General features: G+C 71.6%; 20 protein-coding genes and 2 pseudogenes. 9 read left to right on the top strand and 13 right to left on the bottom strand.

Annotated features, from left to right (window positions below):
- Positions 1–260 precede the first annotated feature (260 nt).
- The 8 genes and pseudogenes from AC507J_RS15150 to AC507J_RS15185 all read right to left on the bottom strand — a co-directional run bounded on the left by AC507J_RS15150 (position 261) and on the right by AC507J_RS15185 (position 6359).
- The gene (locus AC507J_RS15150) at positions 261–674 is read right to left on the bottom strand and encodes a DUF397 domain-containing protein (protein ID WP_496289788.1); all 414 of its coding nucleotides are present in this window, start codon (positions 672–674) and stop codon (positions 261–263) included.
- A gap of 124 nt (positions 675–798) precedes the next feature.
- A pseudogene (gvpK, locus tag AC507J_RS15155) lies at positions 799–882 on the bottom strand (gas vesicle protein GvpK); the annotation flags it as partial.
- 106 nt (positions 883–988) lie between these two features.
- A complete protein-coding gene (locus tag AC507J_RS15160) occupies positions 989–1498 on the bottom strand; it encodes a GNAT family N-acetyltransferase (RefSeq protein WP_496289789.1) in 510 nt (169 codons plus the stop codon).
- 103 nt (positions 1499–1601) lie between these two features.
- Positions 1602–2582 (bottom strand): hypothetical protein, encoded by a 981-nt coding sequence (locus tag AC507J_RS15165; protein WP_496289790.1) that lies wholly within the window; start codon positions 2580–2582, stop codon positions 1602–1604.
- Between the two features lie 167 nt (positions 2583–2749).
- Positions 2750–3214: a DUF3263 domain-containing protein gene (locus AC507J_RS15170; protein ID WP_496289791.1), complete on the bottom strand. Its 465-nt coding sequence runs from the start codon at positions 3212–3214 to the stop codon at positions 2750–2752.
- A gap of 195 nt (positions 3215–3409) precedes the next feature.
- Positions 3410–4423: an ABC transporter permease subunit gene (locus AC507J_RS15175; RefSeq protein WP_496289792.1), complete on the bottom strand. Its 1014-nt coding sequence runs from the start codon at positions 4421–4423 to the stop codon at positions 3410–3412.
- Entirely contained in the window at positions 4420–5430 is a 1011-nt protein-coding gene (locus AC507J_RS15180) for an ATP-binding cassette domain-containing protein (RefSeq protein WP_496289793.1), read from the bottom strand. Before AC507J_RS15180 ends, AC507J_RS15175 begins: the two co-directional genes overlap by 4 nt.
- A gap of 143 nt (positions 5431–5573) precedes the next feature.
- A complete protein-coding gene (locus tag AC507J_RS15185) occupies positions 5574–6359 on the bottom strand; it encodes a DeoR/GlpR family DNA-binding transcription regulator (protein WP_496289794.1) in 786 nt (261 codons plus the stop codon).
- Between the two features lie 195 nt (positions 6360–6554).
- On the opposite strand from AC507J_RS15185, the gene AC507J_RS15190 reads away from it, so the two are divergent.
- From AC507J_RS15190 to nagA, 3 genes are all read left to right on the top strand, one after another.
- Positions 6555–7484, top strand: a complete 930-nt coding sequence (locus tag AC507J_RS15190; protein ID WP_496289795.1) for an SIS domain-containing protein — start codon at positions 6555–6557, stop codon at positions 7482–7484.
- 145 nt (positions 7485–7629) lie between these two features.
- Positions 7630–8577: an ROK family protein gene (locus AC507J_RS15195; RefSeq protein WP_496289816.1), complete on the top strand. Its 948-nt coding sequence runs from the start codon at positions 7630–7632 to the stop codon at positions 8575–8577.
- Positions 8574–9683, top strand: coding sequence for an N-acetylglucosamine-6-phosphate deacetylase (nagA, locus tag AC507J_RS15200; protein WP_496289796.1), 1110 nt, complete (start codon positions 8574–8576; stop codon positions 9681–9683). Before AC507J_RS15195 ends, nagA begins: the two co-directional genes overlap by 4 nt.
- A 64-nt stretch (positions 9684–9747) precedes the next feature.
- Here the strand turns inward: nagA and AC507J_RS15205 are convergent, their stop codons facing one another.
- Positions 9748–10956 carry a DUF4032 domain-containing protein gene (locus AC507J_RS15205; RefSeq protein ID WP_496289797.1) on the bottom strand — a complete coding sequence of 403 codons (1209 nt, stop codon included), beginning with the start codon at positions 10954–10956 and terminating at the stop codon, positions 9748–9750.
- 183 nt (positions 10957–11139) lie between these two features.
- On the opposite strand from AC507J_RS15205, the gene AC507J_RS15210 reads away from it, so the two are divergent.
- Positions 11140–11871: a phosphatase PAP2 family protein gene (locus tag AC507J_RS15210; RefSeq protein ID WP_496289817.1), complete on the top strand. Its 732-nt coding sequence runs from the start codon at positions 11140–11142 to the stop codon at positions 11869–11871.
- A gap of 66 nt (positions 11872–11937) precedes the next feature.
- Here the strand turns inward: AC507J_RS15210 and AC507J_RS15215 are convergent, their stop codons facing one another.
- Together AC507J_RS15215 and AC507J_RS15220 are read right to left on the bottom strand one after the other, a co-directional pair.
- Positions 11938–12291, bottom strand: a complete 354-nt coding sequence (locus AC507J_RS15215) for a hypothetical protein (protein WP_496289798.1) — start codon at positions 12289–12291, stop codon at positions 11938–11940.
- Positions 12288–12761 (bottom strand): hypothetical protein, encoded by a 474-nt coding sequence (locus tag AC507J_RS15220; protein ID WP_496289799.1) that lies wholly within the window; start codon positions 12759–12761, stop codon positions 12288–12290. The genes AC507J_RS15215 and AC507J_RS15220 overlap by 4 nt, the downstream gene beginning before the upstream one ends.
- Before the next feature lie 78 nt (positions 12762–12839).
- Between AC507J_RS15220 and AC507J_RS15225 the strand changes: the two genes are divergently transcribed.
- On the top strand, positions 12840–14072 hold the full coding sequence (locus tag AC507J_RS15225) for an APC family permease (RefSeq protein WP_496289800.1): 1233 nt from the start codon (positions 12840–12842) through the stop codon (positions 14070–14072).
- 24 nt (positions 14073–14096) lie between these two features.
- Here the strand turns inward: AC507J_RS15225 and AC507J_RS15230 are convergent, their stop codons facing one another.
- Entirely contained in the window at positions 14097–14357 is a 261-nt protein-coding gene (locus AC507J_RS15230) for a hypothetical protein (RefSeq protein WP_496289801.1), read from the bottom strand.
- 385 nt (positions 14358–14742) lie between these two features.
- Between AC507J_RS15230 and AC507J_RS15235 the strand changes: the two genes are divergently transcribed.
- From AC507J_RS15235 to AC507J_RS15250, 4 genes are all read left to right on the top strand, one after another.
- On the top strand, positions 14743–15429 hold the full coding sequence (locus AC507J_RS15235; protein WP_496289818.1) for a response regulator transcription factor: 687 nt from the start codon (positions 14743–14745) through the stop codon (positions 15427–15429).
- Complete coding sequence (locus AC507J_RS15240) at positions 15426–16739, top strand: sensor histidine kinase (RefSeq protein WP_496289802.1); 1314 nt, start codon at positions 15426–15428, stop codon at positions 16737–16739. Before AC507J_RS15235 ends, AC507J_RS15240 begins: the two co-directional genes overlap by 4 nt.
- 86 nt (positions 16740–16825) lie before the next feature.
- Entirely contained in the window at positions 16826–17641 is an 816-nt protein-coding gene (locus AC507J_RS15245) for a lytic polysaccharide monooxygenase (RefSeq protein WP_496289803.1), read from the top strand.
- Positions 17626–18240 (top strand): DUF305 domain-containing protein, encoded by a 615-nt coding sequence (locus AC507J_RS15250; protein WP_496289804.1) that lies wholly within the window; start codon positions 17626–17628, stop codon positions 18238–18240. The genes AC507J_RS15245 and AC507J_RS15250 overlap by 16 nt, the downstream gene beginning before the upstream one ends.
- A gap of 4 nt (positions 18241–18244) precedes the next feature.
- On the opposite strand, the pseudogene AC507J_RS15255 reads toward AC507J_RS15250, so the two are convergent.
- Positions 18245–18531: pseudogene (locus tag AC507J_RS15255) on the bottom strand (TrkA family potassium uptake protein); the annotation flags it as partial.
- Positions 18532–18720 lie beyond the last annotated feature (189 nt).

The following is an 18720-nucleotide window of genomic DNA, read 5'->3' on the forward strand; positions in this document are numbered from 1 at the left end:
AGCTCGGCCCACTGCCGGGCAGCCCGACGCCGGCACACCCTTCCGCGGTCCCTGTCGAGCTGAGCCGTCTACGCCATCACACGACGCAACGCCCACCGTCACCCCGCCGGCAAGCCGCGATCCGTCAATGCGCTCAGCTCGACAGGACCAACACCCGTACCCTGACCCGCCCTATTGCCGGTCACACTAAGGACGACGGGGCATAGGATTTATCCGAGTCAGCAGGTGGCAGATCGGGCTTCCGGCGGTAGAGCGTGCGCTTAGGCTGCGAGCGTGCCGGCCTTGATGCCCTCGATAAAGCCGATCCACTGGTCGGCGGTGAAGGACAGCACCGGACCCTGCCGGTCCTTGCTGTCGCGGACCTTGACGACCTGAGGCGGCGTGGCAACCTCAACACAGTTAAGGTCTGCCGCAATCGCACGCAGCGTATCTCGCGTTGGCTTGGGTGCCAGCGCAAGGGCTTGCAGCTGCTCGTGTGCGGCGGCGTACGCGGCGATCTCCCCCGGGCGCTCCAGGTAGAGCGCCCCGGTCAAGGTGTCGACGTAGACCATGCGTTCCTCGGCTGCGTCCGGGTAGGGAGCGGGCATCGGCGGAAAGTCGAGAATCACGAAGCTCCCGTCGAACCCGACACCAGCCGTATAGGGCAGCAGCTGAATCTGGACGTTGCTCCGCATGGATTCCTCCATTGATGAAGGCCGGACTGCGGACCGCCATGGCACCCGCCGGGCGACAGACGCGGTTGGGCAGGGTTGACCGGGGCGCGGCGGTAGGGGTCAGTCGTGGGGAAAGTAGTGGGCCGAGGGGGCCGAGGTCGAGGTTGAGGTCCTCGGGGGCCAGGCCGAAGTACTCGCGGAGTTCGGTCATCTGTTCTTCCAGCGCCATCAGTAAGCGGATCGTCGGCGCTGTTCGGGGCGAGGGTCGTGGTCATCGCTGCTCCTCGGCAAAGGAGTACGCCGGCCAGGGGCCGGTCAGTTCGAGCCGGAGGAAATCAGAACGCGGGAGGCGGATCGTCAAGACATATTTCGGCACGCACCTTGCCGTCCGCCTCGCGCAATTCGGCGCCGCATTTACGGAGCACCGAAACGGCACCGCGATTCTCCGAAATCGTCTCTGCGACGACGCGTCGCATTCCGGCCGCCGCCGCACGATCGAGCAACTCACGCAGCGCGGCCGGACCGAGACCCTGCCCCCGGGCAGAGCGGCCGAGCCACATGCCGGTCTCCACCGTGGCCGGTTCGCCACTGTGGGTCATCCGGATCATTCCGACCACCTCGCCGCCGGCGACGATGACGTACATCTGCGTGCCGCCCGGGCCGTCGAGGCCGCCGAAGCTCGCCCGATGGAACTCCCGGAACGCCTCCCGCCGGGCGTGCGACCAGCCGGCCGGTGCCGCCACCGGCGGCATCACGTCCGCCGGTTCTGCCTCGGCTACCGCTACGGAGAGCAATGGTTCGAGGTTCTGCTCGCCCACCGGCTCCAACCGCACTGCACCCGTCACGTGCCGCAGTCTTTCGCGCTGCGCAGCCGAAGTCCACCCGGTTTGCGACCACTGGAACCTCTGGACACCCGGAGCGGCCGGTCGGACCACACTGTGCCCTTCCTCACGCTCCGCTGTCGTCCAACCGGGTGAACTCGCAGTAGACGGCGGAGGCGTCATCGGCCGGCTTGTGCCGGCGCAGCCGGTCCGGATGGTCCCGCTCGGCGGCCCGGACCCGATCGATGAGGGCACCCGGACCTTCGGCGGCCACCAGGTCGAGCAGGCCGGCCCAGTCGAAGAGCCCGAACTCCTCGACGGCGGCGGAGGCGCCGTCGCTGAGCAACACCGCGCGCCGCAGCGCGTCCGGCCCACGCAGGGGCAGGGTGCCGACCACCGCGTGGTACGCCGCGTCCGGATCGGCGGCGGCCACCCAGTAACCGTGCGTACGGTTCATCCACTGCCGCTGCACCGTGACGGCGTACCGGAACCGGGTCTCCGGGTCGCTCGACTCGGGTAGCTCGGCGGCGCTGGCCCGCAGGCTGGCCGCCGAGACCGCCAACCGGTCATCGCTGACCACGTCGATCCGACCGTCCGTCTCCAGCACCAACGGACTGTCACAGAGCACCAGGTAGTCCACCTGGTCACCGCCGTCACGCAGCAGGCAGACCGTGCTCGACGGGGTGCCCGGATGGTCCAGGTCGCACTGCCCGCCATGGTCGGCCCGGACCGCGAGGATCGCCGCGGCCAAGTTGCTCACCAGCGTCGCCGCCGGGCGGGCCGCCTCGGCCAGGCCAAGCCGCGCGGCCAGATGCCGGACGTACCACTGCGGCCCGTGTACGCAGCCGATGTCGAAGCCCTCCGGCACGGTCGCCCCGTCCAGCACCCCGACCAGCGGGCCGGCGCGGAACACCAGGTCCTCGTTGACCGTACGCCCGGGTGGCGGGGCGGACGCGGAGCGTACCCGCATGGTCGGTGCGGCACCGACCGCCGCACCCCGCCGACGCTCGGCGGACCCCGCCTCCGGCGGCCCCACGCCCCCTACCCGGCCCGAGCCCTGTCCCGCCTGCCCCGGCCCTCGAACGCCGCCCGCTCCCGCTCCGCTCATCACCCCACCTCCCCGCACCCCCGCCTACCCGAATTCCCCGCCCCCTCCCCTCCCTCGCTTCGCTATGTCGATCAAGAAGTTTACGTCCTGATCCGGGCGGATTCGATGCAAACTTCCTGGTCAACTCGGGGCAAGGGGGCGCGACGCGAGGGTGGGGCGGGTGGGGGTCAGCGGCGGCGGTTGCGGGCTCGGGAGGCGCGCAGGCGCAGTAGTCGGCCGACCAGCACCGGATCGGCGGCGAGCGCGGCCGGATTGTCCAGCAGCGCGTTGAGCAACTGGTAGTACCGGGTGGCGGAGAGTCCGAAGCGGTCCCGGATCGCCTGCTCTTTGGCCCCGGCATGCCGCCACCACTGCCGCTCGAACGCCAGGATCTCCCGCTCCCGCTCGCCGAGGGCGTCACCCGTCGGCGCGGTGCCCGGCGTGTCGGCGTCCGGCGTACCGCTGTCCGGCGCGTCGGCGTCCGGCGCGTCGGCGTCCGGCGTACCGCTGACGGGTTGGGCGGGGCGGGCGGCGCTCGACTCCGCCTCGGGCGCCGACCTCGGCGGCGGCACGGCGACGGTGTCCGGGCCGGTGCCGGCCGGCACCCGGGCGTCGGGGTTCTCCGCTGCCGGGGTGGCGTCGGCGGGCTGCATGGGGCTCCTCACGAGGGGCGGCCGGCACGGAGCGACGCCAACCGGGTTTCCCAGCCTAACCACAGGTCACACCGGCCGCACCAGGAGCACGACACAGCCGGCCCGGGTCACGGTCCGCACCACCGCCCCGGGCCGGCTGAGTCACGGCACCGCCTCGTGGGCGCGATCCGGGGAGGGATCGCGCCCACGCCCCCCTCAGGTGATGTCGCGGCGGCGCATCGTCCAGAGCGCCGCGCCGAGGAAGAGCACCACGCCGACCGTGAACAGCACCGAAGAGTGCTGCCAGGTGATGTCCAGGCTGGCCGGTTTGCACTCACCGGTATAGGTGGCCTGGCAGGACCGCCAGTCCTCAAGGGTGACCGTCTTGGTCATCCAGGCATAGGCGTACGTGGGCAGCAGCCACGCCTCGGGGAACCGGACCTGGGCCAGGTCCAGCAGGATTGCGAGACCGACCTGGCCGACCACCAGAACCGCCACCGCCCCGCCGAGCGCCATCGCGGTGTGTCGGCCGAGCGAGGCCAGGGCAAAGCCAATCGTCGCCGCGACCAGCGCCAACACGAGGCCACGTAGCCCGGCGAGCAGGAACGACTGCCAGGTCCCGGAGGTCATCCCCTCGGTGGTGCCGCGCCAGTTGGCGACCAGCCAGAGGCTGCCGAACCAGGCCACCGTGGCGGGCAGGGCCAGGGCGAGCAGCCCGGTGAGCAGCGCCCCCAGCTTGGTCAACAGGACGGTCAACCGCTTCGGACGCCACAACAGCAGGTTCATCATCCCGCCGGTGTTCCACTCGGCACCGACGAAGGAGGCGCCCACCACGAAGCCAACCATGGCCAGGATGCCCGCCAGCGGGAACAGCGTGTCCGCGAAGCTCGTCTTGAAGTTGAATGTCGACGGCAGGAACCACTCCGCCTGGATCTCCTCACGCGGCGGTGGGGTGATCTCCGCGCAGTCCGGCGGGTAGTAGTCGACGTTCTCGCCCGCCGCCTTCGCCCGCTCGCAGTTGGCCCGCTCCTGCTCGGCCCACTGGACCTGCTGCTGGTGCTGCTGGTCGGCGGAGCGCTTCGCCTCGGCCCACTGGTCGGCACCGATCTTCTGGTTGCTGAGGAACAGGCCCACCACGATGAGGGCGAGCACCAGCAGGCCACCCACGGTCATCCAGCGGGTGAAGCGCCGCTTGGCCAGCCGGCGCAGTTCGGTACGGAAGAGACTCACGCGCCCCAACCTCCCCCGGTGGGCGCGGAGGGTTCCGCCCCATCGACTCGTACGGACTGGTCGACCTGCCGGTGCTGGCCGGGAACCGGCGCGGTGTTTGTCAGTTCGAGGAAGACGCTCTCCAGGTCGACCGCGATCGGGGCGAGTTCACTGACGTAGAGGCCCTGCTCGGCCAGGAGCCGGGTGACCGTGGCCGGCTTGTCCACGTTGGCGACCATCAGGTGATCCGGATTCGAGGTCACCCGGTGACCGGCCCGCTGTAGCGCGGCGGCGGCGACCGGCAGGTCCGTGACGGCCTCCAGCCGGACCCGGAGCGCGCCGGTGGAGTGCTGCGCCAGCACCTCGTCGACCGGCCCGAAGGCGACCCGCCGGCCCAACGAGATGATGGTGACCGAGTCGCAGATCAGCTGGATCTCACCGAGGATGTGGCTGGAGAGCAGCACGGTCATCCCCGATTCGGCGAGGTTGCGCACCAGCGTACGCATCTCCCGGATGCCGCCCGGGTCGAGGCCGTTGGCCGGCTCGTCGAGGATCAGCAGCCGCGGGTTCTTCAGTAGGGCCGAGGCGACCGCGAGCCGCTGCTTCATGCCGAGCGAGTACGTCTTGACCCGCTCGCCGGCCCGGTCGCGCAGCCCGACCAGCTCCAGCACCTCGTCGACCCGCTGCTGCGGCACCTCGCCGGCACTGGCCAGCAGCGAAAGGGTGTCCCGGGCGGTGAAGTGCGGGAAGAACTGCGGGCTCTCCACGATCGCGCCGACCTGGCCGGCGATCTGGGGCAGCGCCTGCGGCACCTCGTGGCCGAGGATGGCCATCCGGCCGCCGTCCGGCCGGATCAGACCGAGCAGCGTACGCAGGGTGGTGGTCTTTCCCGACCCGTTGGGGCCGAGGAAGCCGTGCACCTGCCCCGCCTCGACCCTCATGTCGAAGCCGTCCAGGGCGTTGCGGGTCCCGCGTCGTCGGCTGCGGTACGTCTTTCGTAGACCTTCGATTTCCAGGACAGCTGGCAAGCTGCACCTCCCCCGTTGGTGTGTGGGCGACGACGACACCATACGCGGTATGCAAAGGAAGGCAATACCCGGTATGCATCGACGCGCCGCAACGGGTAGCCGAACTGTCAGACGCAGGGTCGGAGCGGGCCGTTCCGCGCGCCTCAGGCGGAGATGACGTGGACGCCTGCGGCGCGGAAGGCGGCGACCAGTTCGGGCGCGGCGCCCGAATCGGTGACCAGCGTCTCGACCCGCTCGACGGGGCAGATCCGGGCGAAGGCGTGACCGCCCAGTTTGGACGAATCGGCGATGATCACCACTCGTTTGGCCCGGGCGACCATGAGGTTGTTCATCGCCGCCTCGCCCTCGTGATGGGCGGCGGCGCCGAGCTGTGGGTCGATCGCGTCCACGCCGAGCAGCGCCACGTCCAGGGTGACCTCGCGCAGCAGCGCCCCGCCCAACGGCCCGACCAGCTCGAACGACTTGGGTCGCACCACCCCGCCGGCCACCACGACCTTCATCCGGGAGCGGACCAGCAGCTCGTTGGCGATGTTCAGCGCGTTGGTGACCACGGTGAGCTGGGCGCCCTCGGCGCTGGTGTTGAGGTCCGGGCGAACGGCCAGCGCCCGGGCCACCTCGGTGCTGGTGGTGCCGCCGTTGAGACCGACCACCGTGCCGGGTGAGACCAGGGCCGCCGCGGCGGCACCGATCCGTTGCTTCTCGGCGGAGCGCTTGGCCGTCTTGTACCGCAGCGGCAGGTCGTACGAGACGCCGTTGGCGACCGCGCCACCCCGGGTACGCGTGATCATCTGCTGTTGGGCGAGCTGGTCGAAGTCCCGGCGGATGGTGGCCTGGGAGACGTCCAGCCGCTCGGCGGCTTCCTCGACGGTGACCCGACCGGAGTCGGTGAGCATTTCGAGCAGGGCGTTCCACCTCGCGTAACGGTCCACCCCGGGGCCTCCGTGTCTGCACGTACGGTGATTGGTTGCGTGCACACTAGTGCTCGAAACTAGGATCAGGCAAAACCTCTCGCTGCGCGATCGCGCCTGCGGTTGCTATTTCCACCCGGTTTCACGCAGAATGACGCGCGAAAGATGGGACTAACGAGCCGTATTGCGCAACGGCCCGCCCGGCGAGGAGTTCTCATGGCGTACGTCCACGCGGAGATCGCGAGCCAGCCGGACTGCTGGCGCCAAGCAGCGGAAGTCGCACCCTCGGTGCTCGACCGGCTGCCCCGCCCCGGCGAACGGGTCGCCGTCGTCGGCTGCGGCACGTCCTGGTTCATGGCGACGGCATACGCGGCCCGCCGGGAAGCCGCCGGCCAGGGCGAGACGGACGCCTTCCAGGCCAGCGAGTTTCCCGCCGGCCGCCGCTACGACCGGCTGCTGGCGATCACCCGCTCCGGCACCACGACCGAGGTACTGGACCTGCTCACCGCGCTGCGTGGGCGGACCCCGACCACGGTGCTGGTCGGCGACCCCGACTCAGCTGCGGTGAGTGTCGCGGACGCCGCCGTCACCCTGCCCTTCGCCGACGAGCGTTCGGTGGTGCAGACCCGGTTCGCCACCACCGTGCTGGCCCTGCTCCGCGCCCACCTCGGCGACAACATCACCGCACTCGTCGCCGACGCGGAGGTCGCCGTGCGGGCCCCGCTGCCGATCGACCCGGGCCTGATCGAGCAGGTCACCTTCCTCGGCCGGTGCTGGACGATCGGGCTGGCCCAGGAGGCGGCGCTGAAGTGCCGCGAGGCGGCCACGTTCTGGGCCGAGGCGTACCCGGCGATGGACTACCGGCACGGCCCGATCTCCGTGGCCGCTCCCGGCCGGCTGGTCTGGGCCTTCGGCGAACTGCCCGACGGGCTACCCGAGGACGTCGCCGCCACCGGTGCCGCGTTCGCCCACAGCCGCACCCACGGGGTCCGCACCGTGCTGGGCCGGTGGGCCGCCGGACGCACCCCGGTCGACCCGATGGCCGACCTGATCCTGGCGCAGCGCTTCGCCGTCGCCCTGGCGACCAGTCGCGGGCTCGACCCGGACGCACCCCGGCACCTGAGCCGCTCCGTGGTGCTCACGTGAGTTCCTCGCCAGGAGATACCGGTACGAATCTGCCCCCGGAGGGGCGCTTCCGCGCCAGGAGCTGTTCGCGGCGGGGCACGCCGCAGGGGACGCGCTGGTGAGTGGCGGGCAGGTGGCCGTCGCGCTGGACGTGGGCGGCACCGGGATGAAGTGCGCGCTTATCGGCCCGGACGGTGCCGTGCGGCACGCCGAACGGCACCCCACCGACGCCGGCCGCGGTCCCGAGGCCGTGGTCGAGACCATCCTGACCGTCGCCGAAGGACTGGCCGGCAAGGCGCGCGCGGACGGGCTCGACCCGATCGCGCTCGGCATCGTGGTGCCGGGCGTCGTGGACGAGACACGCGGCGTCGCGGTCTGGTCGGCGAACGTCGGCTTCCGGGACGTACCCCTGCGTGAGCTGGCGTTCGCGCGGCTCGGCCTGCCCACGGCGCTCGGCCACGACGTGCGCGCCGGTGGCCTCGCCGAGGCGCGGCTGGGCGCCGGTCGCGACGCCGGGCACGTGCTCTTCGTGGCGATCGGCACCGGCATCGCCGCCGCGCACGTGGTGGCCGGCTCGGCCGCCACCGGTGCGCACGGCGCCGCCGGGGAACTCGGTCACGTCCTGGTCCGCCCGGACGGGCCGGTCTGCGGTTGCGGGCGGACGGGCTGCCTGGAGGCGGTCGCCTCCGCCTCGGCCGTCGCCCGCCGCTACGCCGAACTCACCGTCACCACCCCCACCAGCGGAATCGCCGGCACCACATCGGACGATGGGTCCGCCGCCGGAGCGGTCCCGGGGCGGACCATGGTGACCGCCGCCCAGGTGGCCGCCCGGGCGGCGGCCGGCGAGGAGGTCGCCAACCAGGTCTGGCGAGAGGCGGTAGCGGCGCTCGCCGACGGCCTCGCCACCGGCCAGGCGCTCTTCGACGTGGAGACGATCGTGCTGGGCGGCGGCCTCGCCCAGGCCGGCGCCGGGTTGTTCGACCCGCTGCGGACCGCGTTGCGGGACCGCCTGACCTTTCACCGGGAGCCACGACTGGTCCCGGCCGCCCTCGGCGACGAGGCCGGATGCCTCGGCGCCGCCCTGCTCGCCCTCGACCAGCTGGAGACGAGATGACCCTTCGGGTGAACGGCAAGGTGGTGACCCCGACCGGGGTGATCCGACAGGGCTGCGTCGAGGTCAGGGGCGACCGGATCAGCGCCGTCGCCGAATTTCCGTCGATCCGCGACGGCCACTGGATCGTGCCCGGCTTCGTGGACATGCACACCCACGGCGGGGGTGGGCACACCTTCACCACCGGCGACGCCGACTCCGCCCGCGCCGCCGCCCGGTTCCACCTGGGCCACGGCACCACAAGCATGCTGGCCAGCCTGGTCAGCGCGCCCTTCGAGCTGATGCGCTCGGCCACCACGGCCTTCGCCCCGCTGGTCCGCGAGGGAGTGCTGGCCGGCATCCACTTCGAGGGGCCGTACCTCTCCGCCGCGCGGTGCGGCGCACAGAACCCGGAGTTCCTCCGCGACCCCTCCACCGACGAGCTGACCGAGCTGCTCAAGCTCGGTGAGGGGTCGGTCCGGATGGTCACCCTCGCTCCCGAGCGGGCCGGCGCGATCGAGGCCATCGGCCTGCTCACCGAGCAGGGGGTGGTGGTCGCGGTCGGTCACACCGACGCCACGTACGAGCAGACCTGCGCCGCCATCACGGCGGGCGCCAGCGTGGGCACCCACCTGTTCAACGGGATGCGCCCGGTGCACCACCGGGACCCGGGGCCGGCGGTGGCGCTGTTGACCGCGCCGAACGTGTTCTGCGAGTTGATCGCGGACGGGGTGCACCTGCACGAGGGCACCCTCACCTTCGCCGTCGCGACCGCCGGCGCGGAGCGGTGCGCGCTGGTCACCGACGCGATGGCCGCCGCCGGAATGCCGGACGGCGAGTACGAGCTGGGCGGTCAGGCGGTGACCGTTGCCGACGGGGTGGCCCGGCTCGCCCGCGACGGCGCGATCGCCGGCAGCACCCTCACCATGGACGCGGCGCTGCGCCACGCGGTCGCCGTCGGCATGTCGGTGCCCGACGCGGTACGCATGGTCTCCACCACCCCGGCCCTGGCCGTCGGGATCGGTGACCAGGTCGGTGCCCTCCAGGCCGGTCTGCGCGCCGATCTGGTGGTGCTCGACGACGACCTGAACGTGGTGCAGGTGATGCGCGCCGGCCGGTGGGTGGAGTGACCCGCGCCAACCGGTAGGTGGAGTGATCCGGGCCGGCCGCCGGGGGCGGTGACCTGGCGGCCGATCAGCTGTTCGACATCTCGACGCCGAGGACGGCCTGCTCGTCGGGGCGGTGCACAAGCACGTCGGCCAGGTACGACTGCACCGCCTGGCGCATCCCGACGTCCCGACCGGCCCGCTCGGAGAGCAGCCACTTGTGCTCGATGATCTGGGCGAACAGCTCCTGCGGCTCCAGCTTGCGCCGCAGGTGTGCCGGTACCGCCCGGACCACCGGCTCGAAGACCTCGGTGAGCCAGCGGTGGGCGGCCTGCTGCTCGTCCACCAGGTCGCTCTCCGCCCGGTACGCGTCGAGGTCGTTGAGCAGCTTGCGGGCCTGGTTCTCCTCGGCGTCCAGGCCGGTCAGCCGGATCAGTCGCCGGTGGTGGTAACCGGCGTCGACCACCTTCGGGCGGACCAGGTACCGCCCGTTGTCGATCGTCGACATGGCCACCTCGGCCACGTCGAACCCCAGCTCGTTGAGGCGGCGGATGCGTCCCTCGATGTCGTGCCGCGCGTCCCGCTCGATTTGCTGCTCGTAGGTGATCTCGTGCCAGAGGCGCTCGTAGCGCTGCACGACCTCCTCGCAGACCACCTCGGGGTCGATCGACTCGTGCAGCAGGCCGGCGGCCTGGAGGTCCAGCGCCTCGCCGAAGATGTTGACCCGGGCGATCTCCAGGTCCTCGCCACGCTGACCGTTGGAGAGCAGGTTGCGCAGCGCCCCGGTCTCGGCGTCGACCAGGTACGCGGCAAAGGCGCCGGCGTCCCGCCGGAACAGGGTGTTGGAGAGCGAACAGTCGCCCCAGAAGAAGCCGGTCAGGTGCATCCGGACCAGCAGCGCGGCGAGCGCGTCGAGCAGCCGGCCCATCGTCTCCGGGCGCAGCGTGTGGGAGAAGAGCGCCCGGTAGGGCAGGGAGAACTGGAGGTGCCGGGTGATCAGCACCGGGTCGAGCGGCTCGCCGGTGTCGGACTCCCGGTCGGCGACGATCGCCACCGCGCGCACCGACGGGAAGTCGATCCGTTCCAGGGCACGCAGCAGGTCGTACTCCCGCTCAGCCACCCGCTCGCCGGTCTCCTTGACCGCGTAGACGTACCCGCCCAGCTGCACGAAGCGCACCACGTGCCGGGAGATGCCCTGCGGCAGGGCGACCAGGTGTTCGGCCGGCCACTCCTCCAGCGGTGTCGACCAGGGTAGGTCGAGCAGCGCCGGGTCGACGAGAGCCGAAGTGATCCGCACGTTCCCAAGTGTGACAACTTCGCCGCCGGACCGCTTCTCCAGGTGGCTCGCCCCACATCCACCGCCACCGCATCCCGCCCGACCGGCCTCCGCACCAGCGCCCAACGGAGCACCGCGCTGGCCCGGCCGGTGCCGACCGGTAGCGTGATCGGGGTGCGGGAAACGACGACGGTACGCCGCAGACTGCGCCCGGCCCCGGTCCGGCTGGCGGGCTGGTGGCTCGACGCCCTGCTGCTCGCCGGGTTCGCGGCGCTTACCGCCCTGCTCGCCGCCGGCCATCTGCTCCGCCTCGACCTGGCCGTCAGCGAATGGGCCTTCGCGCACGCCCCCGCCCCGCTGTACTGGACCGCCCGGGCGTTCAACCTGCTCGGGCAGGGCGGCGGGCTGTTGCTGCCGCTCTCCGGCGGGCTGGCGGTGGCGGTGGCCTGGCGTCGGCGTACGGTCCGGCCGTTCCTGCTTGTCGTCGGCGCGTTCCTGATCACCACGCTGACCATCGGCCCGCTGAAGCTCTGGACTGACCGGGCCGCGCCCACCGCGTCGGTGAAGGAGCCGTTCCTGCCGCTCGACGAGGCGGTGCTGATCTTCAACCAGTTGCCGTCGGACGCCTACTCGATGTCGTACCCGTCAGGGCACGTGGCCAACGCGATCGTCTGGTACGGCGTGATCGCCCTGCTGCTGGCCGCCCTGACCGGCGGCCGGCTGCCGGTGGGGCTCTACCGGTTGGTTCGGTACGCGCCACCGGCAATCCTGCTGGTCACCACCACCTACCTGAACTTCCACTGGCTCACCGACGGGCTGGCCGCCCTGCTGCTCGGGCTGCTGCTGGACCGGGCGCTGCACCGGGTGCCCTGGGACGATCTGCCACTACCCGGCGGGCTGAGGCGGTGGAACGGATCGTTCACTCCGCCCACCTAGGCTGCCGCGTGGATCAACTGGCCGCCGGTTGGTACGTGCGCCCAACCCGCGATTGGCCGTCGGAGGTCACTCCGTCTCTCGGGGGTGGCCGGTACCGACGTACGTGAGCCAGACCGTACGGCGCTCGTCATCTATGAGGTACCAGATCCGGCCTCCGCTGGTCACCTCGTACTGCCAACGCTCCAATTCCTGCCCCTTCCAACTGGCCGAGGCGAGTGACCCCTTGAGGCGGTGCTGCCGCTCCGGCGAGGTACGCGAGCGCGGGTCCCGCCGCAAGGTTTCAAAGGCGCGCCGTAGATTGCCTGGCGCCTGCCGAACGAGGTGTTCCCAGCCGTCGGCGGCCGCCGAGTCCGCGAAGCGCAGGTCGAATTCGCCCGGTAGCGCCGGTGGTGCCGCGCGGTCGCCTCGTTTGGGACTCACCGGTCCGAACCCGGTGCCGGCACCGGTCCAAGATCGCCCGCCGGTTCGCGGGTCACCCGCTCCCACAACACCGGGTCCGCGTAGATCTCGGCGGTGTGTCGCCACTGCGCCAACAGGACAGCGACCGGCGACAGATTCTCCAACGAGGCCGCCCCCTGGGCGACCGCGACCAGTTCACGCAGCAGTTCCGTCACGTCCTCCGGGGGGAGGAAGGCCACCCAGGGCAGCGCCTCACCGAGCACCCGATGAACGACGTCGGTCGACTCCGACCGGACCAGGCCGGCCAGCAGCCGCGCAGTGAAGTCGATGACCACCGCGTCCCGTTCCATCTGGTCGGCGGAGGTCAGGGCCAGGTCGTCTGCGCCCCGACGACGCAGCCGAAGGGCCCGCACCTGACCGAGCCGCTCGGCTGCGGCTGCGGGGCGATGCAGGAACTCGCTGAACGGAAGCTCTTCATAGACTGCCGACACGACTTCCACACTAACTTGGAAGTCCGACAACCGGAGGATGGTCGCGGTCATCCTCCCCGCCCACCTAGGCTGCCACCCGTGGATCAACTCGCCCGCCGGTTGGGCGTACCGGATGCGGTGGTCATCGGTCTGGGGTCGATGCTCGGCGCGGGCATCTTCGTGGTCTTCGCCCCGGCCGCGGCGGCGGCCGGCGGGACCGGGTTGCTTGTCGCGGTGGCGGTGGCCGGTTTCGTCGCCTATTGCAACGCGACAAGCTCGGCCCGGCTGGCGGCCCGCTACCCCGAGTCCGGCGGCAGCTACGTGTACGGCCGGGAGCGACTCAACCCGTTCGCCGGCTTCCTCGCCGGCTGGGGCTTCGTGGTCGGCAAGACGGCCAGTTGCGCGGCGATGGCGCTTACCATCGGGGCGTACCTCTGGCCGGGGCAGGCCCGGGTGGTCGCGGTGCTGGCGGTGCTGGCGGTGACCGCGGTGAACCTGCGCGGCATCGGCAAGACCGCCGCCGCGACCCGGGTCCTGGTGGTCCTGGTGCTCGCCGTGCTCGCCCTGATCGCGCTGACCGGCGCCGGGCACGTCCAGCTGGACCGGCTGGCCGGGTCCGAGTCCGTCGGTCGGGGCGTGCTCACCGCCGCCGGCCTGCTCTTCTTCGCCTTCGCCGGGTACGCCCGGGTGGCCACCCTCGGCGAGGAGGTGCGCGACCCGAAACGCACCATCCCCCGGGCGATCCCGCTGGCGCTCGGCATCGTACTGGCGATCTACCTGACGCTGGCGTTTGTCGCCGTCGGCGTGCTCGGTGCCGACCGGCTGGCCGCCTCCGCCGCGCCCCTGGCCGACGTGGTGCGCGCGGCCGGGCTGCCCGGCCTGGAGTGGGTGGTCCGGGCGGGGGCGACCGTCGCGGTGACCGGGGTGCTGCTCTCCCTGCTCGCCGGGGTCGGCCGCACCACGCTGGCGATGGCCCGCCGCCACGACCTGCCCCGCCCGCTGGCCGCCGTGCACCCCCGCCACCGGGTGCCGCACCGCGCCGAACTGGCGGTGGCCGCCGTGGTGATCCTGGTGGTCGCCCTGGCCGACGTACGCGGGGCGATCGGCTTCTCCAGCGTCACGGTGCTGGTCTACTACGCGATCACAAACGCGGCGGCGCTGACCCTCGGCCGGGACCGGGAGCGCCGGTTGCCGGTGCAGTCGCTCGCGGTGGCCGGGCTGATCGGCTGCGTGCTGCTCGCGGTCAGCCTGCCGCTGGCCAACGTGCTTGCCGGCTTCGGTGTGCTCGCGCTCGGTGCCGCCTGGTACGCGCTGCGCCCCGCCCGCCGCTGACCCACCCGGACCGGTCCCGCCGGGTTACCCGCCGACCTCACTTACCTGCACGAAGGGACGGTCGTCCCACCACAGCGCATGGATGATGAAGCTGTGGTTCGGCTCGTTGAAGTAGACGGCCATGTTCTCCGGTGAGTTCTGCACCTTCTGCACCGCGTACCCGTCCGCCGGGGTGGCCGTGACCAGCTCCACCACGCCCGCGGCGGTCATCCGGATCACCGCCTGGCCGCCCTCGACCCGGAACGAGCGGACGTAGCTGCGAACCCCGTCGGCGCCAGTGGTCACCGTCCAGCCGTCCTCGACGGTGCTGGTCGGCGCGGTGGTCCGCGCCGGTCTCGGCGTCGGTCGGCTGCTTGTCGCAGTCGTTTCTGCTTCAGGTGTCGCCGAGGTGGTCGGGCGTGGACTCGGCCGGGTCGTCGCCGGCACCGGCTCGGCCGTCGACGAGGGCAGCGGCGCCGGAAGGCTGGACGCCGACGCCGACGGCAGTTGGCTCAGCGGGATGTCCGGCACAGCAGGCGTACGCAGCACGGGCAGGATCGCCATCGACGCGAGCATGATGCTCGACGCGGTGGCGATGCACCACCCCACGATCGGTGTCCACCGGGAGAACGGCACCGGGACATCGTCTCATTCAGAGAGATCGGTCTCTCTCACCCATATGGTGTACGCCATGGCGATGATCCTGTTGGTCGAGGACGACCGCAACATCGCGGCTGCCCTCACCCGCGCGCTGACCGAGGCCGGTCACGTTGTACGGCCAGCGGGCCGCGCCGCCGAGGCGCTGAAGATCGCCACCGAGGAGCGGCCGGACCTGGTCATCCTCGATCTCGGCCTGCCGGACATCGACGGTGCCGACGCGCTGCGGATGATGCGCTCGGTCTCCGACGTGCCGGTGATCGTGGCGACCGCGCGCCGCTCCGAGACCGACATCATCAGCCTGCTCAGTGCCGGTGCCGACGACTACGTGACCAAACCCTTCTCCGGCGGGCACATCCTGGCCCGGATCGACGCGGTGCTCCGGCGGGCCCGGCCCGCCACGAACGAGGCCGCCAAAGTAATCACAGTGGGCGAGCTGACGATCCGTCCCCGGCAACGCCTCGCCGAGTTGGCCGGGCGGCCGTTACAACTGACCCGGCGCGAGTTCGACGTGCTCGCGTACCTTGCCGAGCGGGTCGGCCAGGTGGTCAGCCGCCGTGAGCTGATGACCGAGGTCTGGCACCAGGCCCGGATCGGCGAGGAACAGACAATCGACGTGCACATCTCCTGGCTACGCCGCAAGCTCGGGGAGACGGCCGCGAAACCCCGGTTCCTGCGCACCGTACGCGGCGTCGGCGTGATGATGGTCGACCCCCGATGAGGTGGGCGCTGAACCGGTTGGCCCTCGCCATCACCTCGATGGTGGCGCTCGCCTTCCTCGTGCCGCTCGCCGTGGCGACCGGTCAGATCGCCGAGGACCGGGCGGTAAGCGACGCCCGCCAGCAGGCCACCTCGCTTGTCACCGTGCTGGGCATGGACGCCGACCCGACCCTGCTGACCAACGCGGTGGCGAGCACCACCGCAGGCAGTGCGGGTCGGCTCGCCGTACACCTGCCGGACCTCGTGCCGGTCGGGACCACGTACGTCACCGGCGCCCAGGTGCAGGCCGCCGCCCGGGACCGCCGGCCGACGCTGGCCCCGGCGGGCGACGGGGTGGCGTACCTCCAGCCCACCGTGCTCGCCGACGGCCGCACCGTGATCGTCGAGGTGTACGTGCCGGAGGCGGAGTTGCGGCGCGGCGTACGGACCGCCTGGATCGTGCTCGGTGCACTGGCGATCGTGCTGGTCGCGGGCTCGACGCTCCTCGCCGACCGGCTCGGCAGCCGGCTCGTACGGGCCACCCGGGAACTCTCCGGTTCGGCCCGTCGGCTCGGCGGCGGCGACCTGACCGCCCGGGTCGAGCCGAAGGGCCCGCGTGAGCTCCAGGATGCCGCCCGCTCGTTCAACACCATGGCCGACGACCTGCGACGCCTGATGGACCGGGAACGCGAACTCTCCGCCGACCTCTCCCACCGGTTACGTACGCCGCTTACCGCACTGCGCCTCGACGCCGAGGCGATGCCCCCGGGCCCGATCGGCGATCGCATGCGGCAGGCCTGTGACCTGCTCGACGAGGAGTTGGAGGCGATCATCCGCGGCGTCCGGCGCGGCACCGATGGGCAGCGCGACCAGAGCGCCGACCTGGTGGAGGTGCTGGCCGACCGGCTGGCTTTCTGGTCGGTGCTGGCCGAGGACCAGGAGCGCCCGTGGGAGGTGGCGGGCGGCGACGTACCGGTGGTCCTGCCGATGCCGCGCAGCGAGCTGATCCTGGTGGTGGACGCGATGCTCGGCAACGTCTTCTCGCACACCCCGGACGGCACCGCCTTCCGGGTCAGCATCTCGCCCGACGGGCTGTTGGTGGACGACGCCGGGCCGGGCATCGCCGATCCGAGCAGGGCGGTGCAGCGGGGCGTGAGCGAGGCTGGCTCTACCGGACTCGGCCTGGACATCGTGCGCCGGTGCGCGGAGACCGTCGGCGGCCAGCTGGTGGTCAGCCGCGGTCCGCTCGGCGGTGCCCGGGTCGGCATCCTGCTTCGGCCCGCCGATGCTGTTCCGGAGCAGCCCAGGAGCGGCCGTCGCCGGGTTTCATGATCCTTTTGGGGTTCGTTAAGGCTCCTTTATGGAACTCCGGCTTAGCGTCTCGCCATCACCGCTGGATCGAGTCGCCCGGAGTCCCCATGCGCAGAAAGATCACCTATCCACTTGCCACCCTCGGCCTGGTCGCCACGAGCCTGGCGGTGCCGTCCCCCGCCCAGGCCCACGGATACGTGTCCAACCCGCCGAGCAGGCAGGCGCTCTGCGCCGCCGGCACGGTCCGGGACTGCGGCCCGATCCAGTTCGAGCCGCAGAGTGTCGAGGCGCCGAAGGGCTCCCAGCGCTGCGACGGCGGAGTCGCGCAGTGGTCGGTGCTCTCCGACGAGTCCCGCAACTGGCCGGCCCGGAACGTGGGCAGCTCGGTGACCTTCACCTGGGTGCTTACCGCCCGGCACCGGACCGCCGACTGGCAGTACTTCATCGACGGCACCCGGATCGCCACCTTCGACGGTGGGAACGCCCAGCCGGACGCGACCGTGTCCCACACGATCAACCTGAGCAAGTTCCCGGGTCGGCAGCGGCTGCTCGCGGTCTGGAACATCGGCGACACCCCGATGGCCTTCTACAACTGCGTCGACCTGAACGTCAGCGGCGGCGGCGCCCCGCCCGCCGCAGCTCCGCCGGCAGCACCGCCCGCCGCCCCGCCCGCGGCACCGCCGGCCGCCCCGCCGGCAGCCCCGCCCGCCGCCGCACCACCGGCCGCGGCCCCGCCGGCCGCGCCGCCCGCCGCAGATCCGCCACCGGCCGCCGAGGGTGCCGCCTGGGCAGCCGGAGTCAGCTACCGGACCGGCGACGTGGTTACCTACGAAGGCAAGCGCTACCAGTGCCGGCAGGGCCACACCTCGCTGCACAGCTGGGAGCCCTCCATCTACACCCTCGCGTTGTGGCTACCGCTGTGAGGCGCCGGCTGATAGCTGCGGCCCTGCTCGCGCCGTTCCTGCTCGGCGCGTGCAGCACGCCCGACGCAGAGTCCCGCCCGGCCGCCGGCAAGACGACGGGCTCCGAGACGGTCGCCGAGATCAAGGCGAGCCAGGACTACAACGACACCGACGTGATGTTCCTCCAGATGTTCGTCCATCACCAGCGGCAGGGCCTACAGATGACCGCCACCGCGGCCGACCGGGCGCAGGACCCCGAGTTGCAGACGCTGGCCCGCGCGGTGCAGGCCACCGAGCAGGACGAACTGACGATGATCGAGGGTTGGCTCGAAGACTGGGGCAAACCCACGGAGGTCGACACCGCACCCAACCTGCACGCCGATCATGGTGGGCTGCCCGGCACCGGCCCGGCCGAGATCGCGGCGTTGACGACGGTCAAGGACGCGGAGTTCGACAGCACGTTCCTGAGCCTCTTCCTGGCCCATCAGCACAACGCGATGGAACTGGCCAACCTCGTCAAGGACGGCGGTAAGAACGCCGACACCAAGGCCTTCAGCGAGCGGGTGCGAGCCTCCCGGCAGGGCGAGATCCAACAGATGCTGAAGCTGATGAACAAGTAGCGGCCTACTCTGCCGGCTCGCGGGATTCCGGCACTTCGGGCGAGGGCTCGGGTGGGGCGGCCTGGCGGATCAGGGCGTTCAGCCCGGCCCGCCGGGCCACCACGGTCAACCGGTCCCCGGCCGCGATCGGCCGGCGCCGCTCCGGCGTCCAGTCGTACCGCTGGCCCGGCCGGGCGCCGGAATGGTGGGGATCACCGCCCGATCCAGCAGCGCGGCGGCGAACGACGGCGCAGCCGGATAGGAGACGCTGCGCGAGGTGCCGACGCCGAAGGCGCGCTGCACCCGCTCGGCTCATTGAGCGACGGCCATCGATTGACGCTTTCGCTTGACGGCAACCCTCACGGCAACGTCCACGATCCAGCACAGGCGACGACGTCGACACTGCTACGCACAGCAACGCCGCGCCAATGGAAGCTCAGCCAGTCACCAGCTTGGAGCGGGCCGCCGCGTAGCCATCAGAATTGACCGGGACAATCTCTG

The sequence above is a fragment of the Micromonospora sp. PRAS1 genome, from assembly GCF_059553435.1.

Coding starts and splice junctions, on each gene's coding strand:
- AC507J_RS15150 (WP_496289788.1), bottom strand. CDS start 674: ATGCGGAGCAACGTCCAGATTCAGCTGCTGCCCTATACGGCTGGTGTC.
- AC507J_RS15235 (WP_496289818.1), top strand. CDS start 14,743: ATGGCGATGATCCTGTTGGTCGAGGACGACCGCAACATCGCGGCTGCC.
- nagA (WP_496289796.1), top strand. CDS start 8,574: ATGACCCTTCGGGTGAACGGCAAGGTGGTGACCCCGACCGGGGTGATC.
- AC507J_RS15170 (WP_496289791.1), bottom strand. CDS start 3,214: ATGCAGCCCGCCGACGCCACCCCGGCAGCGGAGAACCCCGACGCCCGG.
- AC507J_RS15240 (WP_496289802.1), top strand. CDS start 15,426: ATGAGGTGGGCGCTGAACCGGTTGGCCCTCGCCATCACCTCGATGGTG.
- AC507J_RS15190 (WP_496289795.1), top strand. CDS start 6,555: ATGGCGTACGTCCACGCGGAGATCGCGAGCCAGCCGGACTGCTGGCGC.
- AC507J_RS15165 (WP_496289790.1), bottom strand. CDS start 2,582: ATGAGCGGAGCGGGAGCGGGCGGCGTTCGAGGGCCGGGGCAGGCGGGA.
- AC507J_RS15195 (WP_496289816.1), top strand. CDS start 7,630: ATGAAGTGCGCGCTTATCGGCCCGGACGGTGCCGTGCGGCACGCCGAA.
- AC507J_RS15245 (WP_496289803.1), top strand. CDS start 16,826: ATGCGCAGAAAGATCACCTATCCACTTGCCACCCTCGGCCTGGTCGCC.